The sequence below is a fragment of the Streptomyces sp. NPDC057253 genome, from assembly GCF_042669125.1.
In the GTDB taxonomy this organism is placed as follows: Bacteria; Actinomycetota; Actinomycetes; order Streptomycetales; family Streptomycetaceae; genus Streptomyces.
On the sequence record NZ_JBHUXV010000185.1, the window covers coordinates 1 to 13476 of the forward strand.

A 13476-nucleotide genomic window follows, 5' to 3' on the forward strand; every position below is an offset into this window, starting at 1 on the left:
CTCAGGAGGGGCCCCACCCGGCCGGGGGGTGCGCGCCGCCCCCGTCCCCACGGTGCGGCGCGAGCAGGTCGCCGTCCAGTCATCCCGTGGACGGCGGCCTGGGTCTCAGGTCAGGCCGAGGGCCGGCAGCACGGCGGCCTCGACGAAGCGGACCAGGTAGTCCGGGTCGGCGTACTTCCCGTCGATGACGGGCCGGGCGCGGATCACTCCGAACATCTGGGCCGGGATGTACTCCAGCGCCGGGTGCCCCATGGCGATCTCACCCCGGTCGACCCCCCGCTGGAGGATGTGCCTCAGCGCGGCGATCTCCGGATCGACCAGCGCCTCACGCAGGGCCTTCGCGAGTTCCGCGTCCTGGGTGACGGCATGGCCGAGCGCCTGGAGGAGCTTGGTGTCGTGCATCGACCACCGGCCCGCCGCCCGGGCGGCCTCGCGCAGGTCGCCGGCGAGCGATCCCGTGTCGATGCCGTCGAACTTCGCCCGGCGGCGGGAGCGCAGCGCGGCCACCACGAACTGGGGCTTGGTCTTCCACTGCCGGTAGAGCGTGGACTTGCTGCACCGCGTGGTGGAGGCGACGCCCTCCATGGTCACGGCTTCGTATCCGCATTCACGGATCTGTTCGAGCACGGCGTCGAAGAACTCCTGCTCACGCTCAGGCGTGATCTTGGAGCGGCGCGAGGCGGCGACCGTCTCCGGTCCGTCCGCGGCCTGCGACGTCATCCGCTCTTCTCCTCACTCGCGGGGCGGGCGGCGCCTGTGCCACCGGGCCCGCGTTTCATTCCCGGATTCCAGTGTGTCGTTTGTCTATCGATACGCCAGTGTACCGGTACCCGGCCGTATCGGTACTATGGCGTATCGGTACGATGTCGTATCGATGAGTTTGGGAATCCGGACCAGTCATCACCTTGTTCGAACCAAGTACCCGCACCACCGTCAGCGAAAGGGCCGGGGGAATGAGTGCCCGCACCGAGCCTTCAGAAGCGGAGCAGGACGCGCCAGCGCGGCCGCCGCTCGTCCGTGAGCTCCTGCTCGTCGTAGGACTCTTCCTCGTCTACAAGTTCGGCCGGCAACTGGTCACGGGTCACACCACCGAGGCCTTCCGCAACGCCGACCGCCTCTGGGACTGGGAGCGGGCTCTGCACCTGCCCTCGGAGGGCTCGGTGCAGTCGCTGCTGCTGCACGGCGACACCCTCGCGCACCTCGCCAACACCTACTACGCGACCGTCCACTTCCCGGCCACGGTCGCCTTCCTGGTCTGGCTCTACCTCAAGCGCCCCGCGCACTACGTCTGGGCCCGCCGGATCCTCGCCTCGCTGACCGGCGCCGCCCTGGTGCTGCACCTCGTCTTCCCGCTGGCCCCGCCGCGGATGCTCGCGGCGGCCGGTCTGGTCGACACCGCGAAGGTCTACGGCCCGTCGGTGTACGGCCCGCCGCAGACCGACACCCTCTCCAACCAGTTCGCGGCGATGCCCTCACTGCACTTCGGGTGGGCGCTGATGGTGGCGATCGGCCTGATCGTGGCGACCCGCTCGCGCTGGCGCTGGCTGTGGCTGCTGCACCCGCTGGTGACCCTGACGGTCATCGTCGGCACGGCGAACCACTACTGGATGGACGCGATCGTCGCAGCCGCGCTGCTCGGCATCGCCCTCGCGGTGATCCACGCGCCGCAGCGCACGGTCACCACCGCGGGACGGGCCCAGGAAAAGCTCGTACCGACCGCGTCGGAGAAGAAGAACGTCCTGGTCGGAGCGGGCCGATGAACGCCACCCTGATCGCCGTCGCCCTCTCCCTGCTCTCCTCCGTCGCCTACGCGGCCGCCGCGGTCGCCCAGGAGCGCCTGGCCTCCCGCAACCCCGGGGCCGGTGTGCTGCGGATGCTGGGCTCGGGCGCCTGGTGGGGGTCGGTCGCGCTCAACGCGTCGGCCGCGCTGCTGCACGTGGTGGCCCTCAAGTACGGCCCCCTGACCGTGGTCCAGCCGCTCGGCGCGCTCACCCTGGTCGCCGCGGTGCCGCTGGGCGCGCGGATGGCGGGGCGCCGGGTCACCGCGACGGAGTGGCGGGGCACGGCGTACACACTGGCGGGCCTCGCGGCCATCCTGGTGGTGGCGTCGGGCTCGGCGCCCGGGAAGGTGCTGAGCACCTCCGAGGCGGTGGCGGTGGCGGCGGTGACGGCGGCCCTGATCGGACTGCTGGCCCGCCCGGGCACCCGGCCCGGTGTACGGCACGCCTCCGCGTCCGGGGTCGCCTCGGGTGTCGCCTCCGCGCTCACCCAGACGGTGACGGTGGCCGCGACGGACCGCTCCGCGTCCCTGCTCAGCGTCCAGGTGATCGGTGTGGCCCTGCTGGTCGCGGCCTTCGCGGCGGGCGGCCTCCTGCTCTCCCAGACGGCCTACCGGGACGGCCTGGGCGCCCCGCTCGCGGTGGTCACCCTGTCCAACCCGCTGGCCGCGGCGATCATCGGCCTCTCCCTGCTGGGCGAGGGCCTGCGCGGCGGAGCGGCGGGCGTACTGCTGGCCCTGGCGGGAGCGGGCGTGGCGTCGTGGGGCGTGGTGCTGCTGAGCCGGGTCGCTCCGGCTCCGGTGGACGACGACCACCCGGTGGCGGCGGTGCTGGCACTGGAGCCGTCGACGGCGTCCGTGGAACCGGCGCTGCGGGACATGATCGTGCCCCGGCCTTCCGAACCGGGGCACCTCACACCGCTCTAGGGACGGTCAGCCGAACCCACGGGCGTCCTGCTTCAGCGCCGTGTCCACGGTCAACGCCGTGGCCACCACCAAGCTGAGCAGCGGCTCGGGCAGCTGATAGTGGATCTGCAGCACATAGTTGTCCGCGGTCGTGAACATCGTCTTGGCCAGCCCCTCCCACGTCTTCGTGATGCGGGCCACCTCGTTCCCCTCGTGGTCGACGATCGCGAAGTTCCACGCCCGCCAGTTCTCCGCCTTGATCGCGCCGACCTGCCGGCCGTCGACCATCATCGCGAAGTTGATCTTCCCGATCATGTTCTGCTGGACGATCTCACCGACCGGCGAACCGTCCGGACGCTCCACGATCACCCGGGACTTGAAGATCTTCCCCGGCCGGGTCAGCAGCAGGACCGGCTGCCCGTGGGCGTCACGGATCTCCAGCCTGATCTTCATGAACTGGTCGATACTCCACAGGAAGCGCACGATCTTCCGCAGGGCGCTCTGCCCGACCTGGGTGACCGAGCCCACCTGGTTGCCGTGCTGGTCCATGACCTTGTACTCGTTGGTCAGCTCGATCAGCTTGGCCTTCTGGTTCACCACCAGCACCGGCTCGGTGAACAGCGTGCCGCCGCCCGCGCCGCCCGCGGTGACTCCGGCCTGCTGCTGCACCTGACGCTGCACGCGCGGATCGGGGCCGGCCGCCTGCTGCGGTATCCGGGGTGCCTGCTGGACCGGCGGGGCCTGCACGGCCTGCGCCTGCCCCGCCCCCTGCTGCTGGCCGTTGGTGTGCTGGGTCCACTGCGCCCCGTCCCAGTAACGGAGCGTCTGGGGCGCTCCGTGCGGATCGGGGTACCAGCCTGCAGGTGTGTTCGAATGCGTGGTCACCGGGGCACACTACCCCGGGACCATCGCGATCCGGCCGGCTGTTCGACGGCTTGCGCAGCGGCTTTACCTGGTGATTACGGCAGGGTCGCTGACCCCGGGACGCCCGTTCTCCACATGTCCGGCGAATCGCCTCAGAAAGGCCTCGTCCGCCTCGGACGTCACCGTGAGGTCGTACCAGCGACGGCTCTTGGCGAGCGAGAAGGTGTGCCGGACGGTGGCGCCGGCCCGGACGGTGAAGGTCCGCGCCGGGCCGCCGTAGCCGCTCGCGACCTTCAGACGGACCGTGCCGGAGCCCTTGTTGGAGAAGGTCAGCTCGATGTCGTCGCCGGTGTGGCGGGCGGTGACCTCGGGTCCGGCGGTCTTGTTCGAGCCCTTGAAGGAGCGCAGGAAGCCGTTGGGGCCGTGCACGGTCAGGTCGTACGACCCCTTCGAGTACGCCGAGTTCCAGGCGTCCGAGACCGACTTGCCGGCCTCGGTGGTGTAACTCCAGGGCCCGTCCGTGCGGTTGCCGGAGGTCACCAGGAAGGCGGCGCCGGCCCGGGCGCCGGAGGCGAAGCTGAGCGTGAACTTCCCCGCCTTCGCGTCGACCGAACCGTCCACGCACGGGGCGTACTTGAGCGGCCGGGCGGGGCGCAGTCCGCGTTCCTGCTTCGGCAGGACGCCGACCGCGGGCGGGACCGGCACGTAGTCGGGGTGGCGCTCGCGGTCCGGCGGCTCGTAGCCGTCGGTGTCCGGCAGGGCGACCGGCTTGGTGTCCTTGCGGGAGAAGTCGAAGGCCGCCGTCAGGTCGCCGCACACCGCCCGCCGCCAGGGCGAGATGTTGGGCTCGTGGACGCCGAAGCGGCGCTCCAGGAACCGGATGATCGAGGTGTGGTCGAGCGTCTCCGAGCAGACGTAACCGCCCTTGCTCCAGGGCGAGACGACGAGCATGGGTACCCGCTGCCCGAGTCCGTAGGGGCCGGCCGGGTGGCTCGCGCTGCCCTGGAACAGGTCGAGGGCGGGGTCGACCGTCGACTTGCCCTGCGCGGCCGAGCCCGCCGGGTAGGCCGGGACCACGTGGTCGAAGAAGCCGTCGTTCTCGTCGTAGGTGATGAACAGGGCCGTCCTCGCCCAGACCTTCGGGTTCGAGGTGAGCGCGTCCAGGACCTGCGCGATGTACCAGGCGCCGTAGTTGGCGGGCCAGTTGGGGTGCTCGGTGAAGGCCTCGGGGGCGGCGATCCAGGAGACCTGGGGCAGCTTCCCGGCCTTCACGTCGGCCCTCAGCTGGTCGAAGTAGTCCTCGCCCTTGGTGTAGTCGGTGCCGGTGCGGGCCTTGTCGTACAGCGGGTCGCCGGGCTTGGCGTTCCGGTACTGGTTGAAGTACAGCAGGGAGTTGTCACCGTAGTTGCCCCGGTAGGCGTCCGGGATCCAGCCCCAGGAGCCGTTGGCGTCGAGGCCGTCGCCGACGTCCTGGTAGATCTTCCAGGAGACGCTGGCCTTCTCCAGGCGCTCGGGGTAGGTGGTCCAGCCGTAGCCGACCTCGTCGTTGCCGAGGACCGGGCCGCCGCCCTGGCCGTCGTTGCCCGTGTAACCCGTCCACATGTAGTAGCGGTTCGGGTCGGTCGAGCCGATGAACGAGCAGTGGTAGGCGTCGCAGACGGTGAAGGAGTCAGCGAGTGCGTAGTGGAAGGGGATGTCCTCGCGGGTCAGGTACGCCATCGTCGTGGACCCCTTGTTCGGGACCCACTTGTCGTACTTGCCGTTGTTGAAGGCGGCGTGTCCGTCGTTCCAGCCGTGCGGCAGGTCCTGGATGAACTGCATGCCCAGGTCGTTCGCCTCGGGCCGGAAGGGCAGGACGTCCTTGCCGTTGCGGTCCGTCTGGTGCCAGACGGACTTGCCGTTCTCCAGCGTCACCGGGCGCGGGTCGCCGAAGCCGCGGACACCTCTGAGCGAGCCGAAGTAGTGGTCGAAGGAGCGGTTCTCCTGCATCAGGACGACGACGTGCTCGACGTCCTCGATCGTCCCCGTGCGGTGGTGGGCCGGGAGTGCGGCGGCGCGCTGGATGCTGTTCGACAGGGCGCTGAAGGCCGTGGTGGCGCCCGCGAGTTGGAGGAATCTGCGCCGGTTGACGTCAGTCATGAGTGAGGGGACCTCTCATCCTGCGCATCGATGGCCGGAACGTGACGGAAGGTGCGCGCAGCGAGTGTTCCAAGCGCACCAAACGTCAGGGAAGGGTCCGGTGGCGCTGATGTGAAAGTCGCGGGTACGGGTGGTGTGCCGGGGCGCGAGCGGGGGATGGTCGCGATCACCACAGAGACAACACGTCCGAGCAGACCGCTGCCGCCCCTCAGCAGGACGGTGACCGTCGGCGCGGCCCGCCGTTCAAGGAGTGGGGACACGCGGAACTGTTTCCCTGGTCTGCGCCGCCAGCACCCGCCGCGCCACCGCCGTACCCGACCGCAGCGCGGCCGGCGGATCGGCGGCCTCGTCCAGTTCGATCAGGACCGTGCCCGCGCCGGGCGTCGCGGACATCGCGGCCGCCCAGCCCTCCCAGTCGACGATCCCCTTTCCCAACTCCGCCATGTACGGCTGCTGTTGCGAGTACACCGTCTCGTCGACGGTGAGATGGACGTCGATCGGGGCGACCGCGTCCTTCCAGTGGGCCAGCGTGATGCGCGGTGTGTGGCGCCGGGCCACCGCGACGGGGTCGCCGCCACCCAGCGCGATGTGGCAGGAGTCGGGGCACAGCCAGACATAGCGCGGGTCGGTCAGGGCCATGAACAGGTCGATGTCCCGCTCGTACCACAGGGTGCTGTGGGACTCGGTGTGGAACGCCAGCCGCACCCCGTACCGGGACACCGCCTCCCCCACCGCGTGCGCGATGTCGGCCATCCGGGTCATGTAGGCGGCGTCGACGAAGAACGGCGGGCGGGTGCCGTACGTCGTCCTCATCGGCAGTCCCGCGACGAGGACCTCGGCGCCCACCTCGGCCAGGAAGGCGGCGCGGCGCTCGGCGTCCGCGACGATCGCGGGCAGGTTGCCGCCGTGCCGCCAGTCGGGGGCGTCGCTGTCGGCGACGAAGGCACTGACGACGGCGAGGCCCCGGCCGGCCAGTTCCCGGCGGAACGCCTGTGCGCTGCCGTGGGCGCGCAGCGCCGAGTCGATGCCGCCGGGCGCGAACGTCAGCTCGATGCCGGTGACCTCGGTCTCGGCCAGCGTGTCCAGCACCTGACCCCAGAAGCGGTCCGGATGATCCGCGGCCCAGGCGCGGACCGCGTCTGCGGAGTCGAGGTCCCAGAATTCGGGGTGGTAGAAGGTGACGACGTCCGTCGCGAAACGAGGGCTCATTCCGTCCCCCCGCGCGCGTTGTAGACGACCACCTCGTCGGAATCGTCGACGGCCTTGCGGTAGTTGCGGAACACAGCGAGCGCCTCGTCCCTCAGGACGTCTCCCACGACCTCGATGCCACGGGTCTCGAACTGCGCGGCCCAGTCGGAGCCGAGCGGCCCCTCGTCGAAGGTGGTGATCTCCTCCAGTTCCGGACCCTCACCCGCGACCACCAGGCCACGCACCCCGGACCACATCGTGGCGCCGTAACACTGCACGCAGGGGCGCCAGTTGACGACCAGTTCGTGCGCGGGCAGGCCGTCGCCGCCGAGGTCCCAGCTGCCGGTGGCGATCTGGGCGAGGCCGAGCGCGACGACCTCGGCGTGCACGCTGGACACTCCGGTGGACAGGACGACGTTCACGCCGACGGAGACGATCCGGCCGGACGCGCGCTCGGCGACGAGGGCGGCGAACGGACCGCCGTTGCCCTCGCGCCAGTTACGGTCGGCGAGGCGGTGCACGAGGCGCATCCGGTCCTCGCGGGAGGGCAGGGCGGCAGGCGTGTCGGCGAGTTCGTCGTCGATCCAGGCGGGCAGGGCCACCCGGTATTCCCTGGCGATGTCGATCACGGTTCGGTTCCTCTCGGTGGTTCAGGTGCGTGCGGTGACGGCACGGGCGGCCCGTACCGCGGTGACGGCACCGGTCAGGGTGACGTTGGCGGCCATCGCCGTGGGAACGACTCCGTTCCCCGCCAGGTACAGGTTGTCGAAGCCCCACACCCTCCCGTCCTGGTCGCACACGCAGGTGCCGTCGTCGCGGACGCCTGCCCGGACCGTGCCGGTGAGATGCAGCGAGGAACCGGGCGGCAGGACGGTGGACTCGGTCGCGGGGTCGAAGGGGCCGAACTGCTCGGCGACGGACCGGACTTCGTCCAGCGCGCGGCGGATCAGCGCGCGGTCGGCCCCGGAGTAGCCGAACTCGACGCGGATGCGGGGCAGCCCGGCGAGATCGGTCTCCTCGGCCGAGAACACGAGCCGGTTCTGCGGGCGCGACTCGACGGGGACGTACAGGGACAGCCCCACCGAGTGCGCGAGGGGCCGGCCCGCCTCGTCGACGTAGGTGCGGTTCATGATCTGGCCGTGGAAGGGCTGGGCGGGTCCGTTGCAGGGCAGCCACAGCGAGTCCGTGCTGAACTCGCCGGGACGCGGCAGGGGCAGGGCGTCGGGGTCCAGGCCGAACCGGTCGAGGTCGAGCAGGACGCGGGCCGTGACGAAGGCGTGCTCGTTGAGGTGACGCCCCAGGGCCTCGGGGCGGATGCCGGAGGCGTACAGGAGTTGCGGGGTGCGCAGGGCGTCGGCGCACACCACCACGGTGCCGGCGCGGAGTTCGGACTCGGTGCCGTCGGCGACGCGGCGCAGCCGGGCCCCCGTGACCCGGCCGTCCTCCGTGCCGAGGGCGGTCACGAGGGTGCCGGTGAGCAGGGTGAAGGCCGGATCGCCGCCCTGCGCGACGGCGGGGAAGATCGTCCCGGGTGCCGTGCGGGGCATGGGGCCCGAGGGTGTGGGAGTGACGGCCATCGGCATGGGCTGCGGGGCCCGGTCGGCGGGGCCTGTACCGCCGTAGCGTCGGCGCAGGACGTCGAGGACGAGTTCGCCGACCTTGGTCGGGCCGATCGCCGCGGGGGTGACGGCGAGCAGTCGGCGGGCGGTGGCGAGGTCGGCGGCCCAGGCGTCGGGGTCGCCGAAGTCGAAGGCCTCGTCCGCGGCGGGCTCCGGGGTCGCGGCGGTCCAGTGGACGCCCATGCCGCCCGCGTTCCAGGCGAGCGCGGCCTGCGGCATCGCCTCGGCGTCCTCCCCGAAGGCGAGCGCGTGGAACATGCCGGGGGTGAGGTCGGGGAGAGCGCCCGCGACCTCACGGACCACCTCCGCTCCCGTGTACATGCCCTGGACGCCGGTGGCGACCTTCTCGTTGTAGCGGGACCACAGCTCGGGGTCGTCGAGGTCGTGCAGGTGCCGCCCCGGCACACCGCCGATCGGGCTGCCGCCGTCGGCCATGGTGATGTGCAGCGCGGGATCGCTCCGCCGCAGGAGGCGGGCCACGAGGGATCCCATGATGCCGCTGCCCACGATGAGGACGTCGGTGCGGGGGGTGTGGGTCAACTGGAGCTCCGGGTACGTGGGGTGGGGTGTCAGTCGACCGGGACGAGCGGTCCGAACAGCTCGGTGTCCATGCGGTCCAGGGCGAGCTTGACCGCGCCGATGAGCGGGGCGTCGTGCCCGAGCGCGGTGGCCCGCAGCTCGACCGCGGGGGTCCGGGCGTCGCGCAGCGCGTCCCGCACCCGGGGCAGCAGGACGTCGGCCGCGTCCTCCAGGCCGCCGCCGAGGACGATGAGCGAGGGGGCGACCGTCCAGGACAGGGTGGTGAGGATCGAGGCGATGTTCTCCACGAACTCGTCGACCTCGGCGAGCGCGGCGGCGTCACCGTCGCGGGCCGCCCCGAACCGCTCCAGGGCGAGGGCGCGTTGGGCGGGCAGCGGTGAGGTCAGCGCGGCGACCGGACGGTCCTCGACCGAGCCGGCCGGCATCGAGCGGGCCTCGACGATCTCGCCCGCGGCACCCTCGAGCCCGCGATGCACGGCCCCCCGGATGAGGATGCCGAGCCCGGTCCGGTTGCCGAGCATCGCCCAGACGACGTTGTCGTGGTCCGCGGCCACTCCCCGCCAACGCTCCGCCAGCGCACCGAGGTTGGTGTCGTTGTCGGCGAACCAGGGCACCGGGACCCGCCGGCCGAGCTCCTCGGGCAGGTGCACGCCCTCCCAGCGGGTGGTGTGCACCAGGCGCCGTACGACGCCCTCGTCGTCGATGGCACCGCCGCCCGCGATGGCCCCGGCGCGCAGCCGGTCCATCGTGCCGCCGGCGTCGTCGAGGGCCCGGCGGACCAGTTCGGCGGCGTCGTCGAGGGTGGTGGCCGGGTCCTCGTAGGCGCGCAGCGGACCGTGCGCCCGGCCGAGGATGTGGCCGCGCACATCGGCGACGACGGCGGAGCCGTCGACGGTCGTGACGCGTACGGCGGCCAGCAGGGCGTGTTCGGCGCGCAGTTCGTAGCGGCGGGCGGGGCGTCCGGCGCAGCCGCTGTTCGGCACCCGGTCGAGTTCGCTGACCCAGCCCGCCTCGACGAGCGAGTCCAGGATCAGCTCGATCGTGCGCCGGGACAGCGCGGTCTGCCCGGCGAGTTCGGTGAGCTTCCGCGGCCCGGCCGACACCGCCAACGCCCGCAGGATCACGGAGGTGTTGACCCGTCGTACGGCACTCTGGTTCATGCCGGCGATCAGCATGCCGCCCCTCCCCTCACCGGGTCGTACCCGCCCCGTGCCGGCGTGCTCATCGCAGCCCCGTTCCCGCGATGCCCTGCACGAAGTAGCGCTGAAGGAACAGGAAGAGGACGAGCACCGGCAGCATCACCACGATCGCTCCGGCGAGCAGCAGGCCGTAGTCGGTGACATGGGCCGCGGCCTGGCTGGTGGCGGCGAGGCCGACCGGGAGGGTGTAGGTGGACATGCTCTGGGCGACGACCAGCGGCCAGATGAAGTTGTTCCAGGAGGTGAGGAACGACATGATCGTGATCGTGGCGACCGCGGGTCCGGCCAGCGGCAGGAAGATCCTGAAGAAGATCCGGAACTCGCCGGCGCCGTCGATACGGGCCGCTTCGAGGAGTTCGTCGGGGATCGACAGGGCGTACTGGCGCACGATGAACACCGACAGCGGAAGCGCCGCGCCGGGCAGGGCGATCCCGGTGAGGGTGTCCGCGAGGCCCAGGTCCACGGTGATCACGAACTGGGTGACGAACACCGCGGTGAAGGGCACCATCATCGCCGCCATGACCGCGCCGAACGCGAGCCGCCGGCCCGCGAAGTCGAGTTTGGCGAGGGCGTACCCGGCGGCCGACGCGGCCAGGATGTTCCCCGCGACCACGATCAGCGCGACGACGACGCTGTTGACCAGGAACCGGCCGAAGCCCTGGGTCCGGAACAGCCGCGTGAAGTTGCCGAAGGTCAGGTGGTGCGGGAACAGGGCCCCGGGGTCGGAGCGGATCTCGTCCAGGCTGCGCACCGAGCCGCTCACCCCCCACGCGAAGGGCAGCAGGGTGAGCAGGGCGCACAGCACCAGGGCGGCGTACATCAGGGGGCGGGCGGCACGGTTCATGTGCGGGACCTCAGCAGCCGGAACTGGACGAGGCTGACCACGGTCACCAGCGCGAGCGTCACGAAGGACGCGGCCGACGACATCCCGAACTCGCCCGCGCCGAACTGCCGGTAGGTGTACAGCGCGACCGACTCGGTGGAGCCCAGCGGGCCGCCGCCGGTGAGGAGGTAGGGCTCGTCGAAGACCTGGAGGTAGAAGACGGTCAGCAGGACGGACACCATGAGTGTGGTGGGCAGCAGCAACGGCAGGGTGATGTGCCGGAGCCCGCGCCACCGGCCGGCCCCGTCCAGGGCGGCGGCCTCGTACACGTCCCGCGGGATCGCCTGGAGACCGGCGAGGAACAGCACCATCGCGGTGCCGAAGTTGCGCCAGACGCCGAGCAGGATGACGACCGGCATGGCCAGGTCGGGATCGTCCAGCCAGTTCGGTCCGGCGAATCCGACCGCGCCGAGCAGCTTGTTGACCGTGCCGTCGACGTGGAAGGCGTACTGCCAGATCAGCGCGACGGCCACGACGTTGGTCACGACGGGCGCGAAGAAGACGGTGCGCAGGACCCCGCGCAGCCTGCTGATGCCGGAGTTCAGCACGAGGGCCAGAGCGAGTCCGACGCCCATGGTCAGGGGCACGCCGACGGCCACGAACAGGGCCGTGTTGAGGATGTCCCGGACGAAGGTGTCGTCCTGGAACAGCCGGAGGTAGTTGTCGAGGCCGGTGAAGTCGACGGCGAACGGGGTGCGCAGGTCGGCGCCGCGGATGTCGGTGAGGCTCAGGGCGAGCGCGGCGACCGTGGGGATCGCCGTGTAGACCAGGAAGACGACGCCGAAGGGGGCGAGGAAGAGCCAGGCGACCGCGGTGCGGCGGGCCCGGGACGCCCTGGGCGCCGCCGTCCTCGGCAGGGCCCTGGCCCTCTTGGCGGCCGGTGCGAGCGTCGTGGTCATCACTTCCTGCCCGTGCCGACGCTCTCGGCGTACGCCTGGACGGCTGCGGCCGCCTTCGCCGCGGTCTGCTTGCCCTTGGCGACGGCCTCCATCTCCTTGCCCAGCCGGGTCGCGACCTGCTGCCACGTACTGACCTGCGGGAACGCACGGGTGTTCTTGAGCTGGGTGAAGAAGGCGGCCAGGAGCGGCTGGCCCTTGATCGCCGGGTCGTCCCAGGCGGAGACGACGGCGGGCAGCGAGCCGTACGCCTTGTACTGCGCGACCTGCGTGCCGGGCCTGGCCAGATCCCGGACGAGTTTCCAGGCGGCGTCCGGGTTGCCGCTGTCGGCGAGGACGCCCCAGGTGCCGCCCGCGGAGAAGGAGACGCTGCTCGACGCTCCGGCGGGCAGCGGGGCGGTGGCGACATGGGAGGCCGTCCAGCCGCTCTTCTTGGCGGCGGTGTCGAGCTGGCCGATGACCCACGGCCCGGTGATCATGCTCGCGGTCTTTCCGGAGACGAAGTACGGCTGTGCGTCGAGGAAGGTCGGCCCACTGGTGTCGGCGGTCCCGGCGGTGAAGAAGGACGCGTTGTAGTCGAGGGCGTCGATCATCTGGGGCGTGTCCAGGTTCCACCGGCCGGCGGAGGTGACGAGGGAGCCGCCGGCCTGCCAGGCGTACATGGCCACGTCCTGGCCGTTGAAGATGTCCCACCCGATGTCGGCCCCCAGCGCATGGGCCGCGCCGGCGCCCTGGAGGCCCTTGAGGAAGGGCTCCATCCCGGCCCAGGTGGTCGGCGCCTCGACGCCCGCCTTCCTGGCCAGATCCGATCGGTAGACCAGGGCGTACGTGTACGCGTACCAGGGCACCGTGTAGGCCACGTCGTTCACGACGCCGGCGTCCCAGAGGCTCTTGAAGAAGCTGCCCGGGTCCACCAGGCCGTCCGGCACGGGCAGCAGGGTCGACGAGTCGAGGAACTGCGCCTGCGACTCGGGGAAGAACTGGGCGACGTCCGGTCCCTTGCCCGCCGCGACGGCCGCCTGGAGCTTGGTGTAGTACTCCGCGTTCGGGATCAGCGTGGTCTTGACGACCAGGTCGGGGTTGGCGGCCTTGTACGGCTTGAGGACCGAGGCGAGCACATCGGCGTCGCCCTGGGCGGCCCAGAGGTTCACGGTGCCGGTGGCCGGGGAGGCGTCGACCTTCTTGGCGCCGGAGGCGGCGGTCGCGTCGTCTTCGCGCCCGCAGCCGGCGAGCGGGAGCGCGGCGCCGAGGGCCATACCGGCGGTCAGCCGCAGGGCGGTGCGGCGGGAGAGGTGGGACACGGGGACTCCTGTGACACGGGATTCCTCACGACTGCTGAGGTCGGTGGCGTGGTGTGTCCCGACGCTAGGAACCGCGTGTTTCGGCCACGTGGCTGTCCTCGCCCCGAATAATTTCGGAACTTGTAGCGAAATCGGCGGCGGCGCGGGCCCGGTGCGTTCTGCGC

Annotated in this window: 12 protein-coding genes; 2 read left to right on the plus strand and 10 right to left on the minus strand. The window is 71.4% G+C overall.

Translation table 11 applies throughout. The features are described from left to right. Positions 1-105: 105 nt before the first annotated feature. Positions 106-720 (minus strand): TetR/AcrR family transcriptional regulator C-terminal ligand-binding domain-containing protein, encoded by a 615-nt coding sequence (locus ACFULQ_RS45635; protein ID WP_383556714.1) that lies wholly within the window; start codon positions 718-720, stop codon positions 106-108. Between the two features lie 233 nt (positions 721-953). On the opposite strand from ACFULQ_RS45635, the gene ACFULQ_RS45640 reads away from it, so the two are divergent. Further along, positions 954-1760, plus strand: coding sequence for a phosphatase PAP2 family protein (locus ACFULQ_RS45640; RefSeq protein WP_383556716.1), 807 nt, complete (start codon positions 954-956; stop codon positions 1758-1760). Continuing rightward, the gene (locus ACFULQ_RS45645; RefSeq protein ID WP_383556719.1) at positions 1757-2704 is read left to right on the plus strand and encodes a hypothetical protein; all 948 of its coding nucleotides are present in this window, start codon (positions 1757-1759) and stop codon (positions 2702-2704) included. Before ACFULQ_RS45640 ends, ACFULQ_RS45645 begins: the two co-directional genes overlap by 4 nt. A 6-nt stretch (positions 2705-2710) precedes the next feature. Here the strand turns inward: ACFULQ_RS45645 and ACFULQ_RS45650 are convergent, their stop codons facing one another. From ACFULQ_RS45650 to ACFULQ_RS45690, 9 genes are all read right to left on the minus strand, one after another. Continuing rightward, positions 2711-3568: a phospholipid scramblase-related protein gene (locus ACFULQ_RS45650; protein ID WP_383556722.1), complete on the minus strand. Its 858-nt coding sequence runs from the start codon at positions 3566-3568 to the stop codon at positions 2711-2713. Positions 3569-3631: 63 nt separating this feature from the next. Continuing rightward, positions 3632-5686: a phosphocholine-specific phospholipase C gene (locus tag ACFULQ_RS45655; RefSeq protein ID WP_383556724.1), complete on the minus strand. Its 2055-nt coding sequence runs from the start codon at positions 5684-5686 to the stop codon at positions 3632-3634. 243 nt (positions 5687-5929) lie between these two features. Next, positions 5930-6895 (minus strand): sugar phosphate isomerase/epimerase family protein, encoded by a 966-nt coding sequence (locus ACFULQ_RS45660; protein ID WP_383556727.1) that lies wholly within the window; start codon positions 6893-6895, stop codon positions 5930-5932. Next, complete coding sequence (locus ACFULQ_RS45665; protein ID WP_383556730.1) at positions 6892-7503, minus strand: nucleoside deaminase; 612 nt, start codon at positions 7501-7503, stop codon at positions 6892-6894. The genes ACFULQ_RS45660 and ACFULQ_RS45665 overlap by 4 nt, the downstream gene beginning before the upstream one ends. A gap of 21 nt (positions 7504-7524) precedes the next feature. Further along, a complete protein-coding gene (locus ACFULQ_RS45670) occupies positions 7525-9033 on the minus strand; it encodes a GMC oxidoreductase (protein ID WP_383556732.1) in 1509 nt (502 codons plus the stop codon). A gap of 29 nt (positions 9034-9062) precedes the next feature. Beyond that, on the minus strand, positions 9063-10208 hold the full coding sequence (locus ACFULQ_RS45675; RefSeq protein ID WP_383556734.1) for an ROK family protein: 1146 nt from the start codon (positions 10206-10208) through the stop codon (positions 9063-9065). 46 nt (positions 10209-10254) lie between these two features. Further along, positions 10255-11076, minus strand: a complete 822-nt coding sequence (locus ACFULQ_RS45680) for a carbohydrate ABC transporter permease (RefSeq protein ID WP_383556737.1) — start codon at positions 11074-11076, stop codon at positions 10255-10257. Continuing rightward, positions 11073-12014 carry a carbohydrate ABC transporter permease gene (locus ACFULQ_RS45685; protein WP_383556739.1) on the minus strand — a complete coding sequence of 314 codons (942 nt, stop codon included), beginning with the start codon at positions 12012-12014 and terminating at the stop codon, positions 11073-11075. Before ACFULQ_RS45685 ends, ACFULQ_RS45680 begins: the two co-directional genes overlap by 4 nt. Beyond that, a complete protein-coding gene (locus ACFULQ_RS45690; RefSeq protein WP_383556742.1) occupies positions 12014-13312 on the minus strand; it encodes an extracellular solute-binding protein in 1299 nt (432 codons plus the stop codon). The genes ACFULQ_RS45685 and ACFULQ_RS45690 overlap by 1 nt, the downstream gene beginning before the upstream one ends. Between the last annotated feature and the right edge of the window lie 164 nt (positions 13313-13476).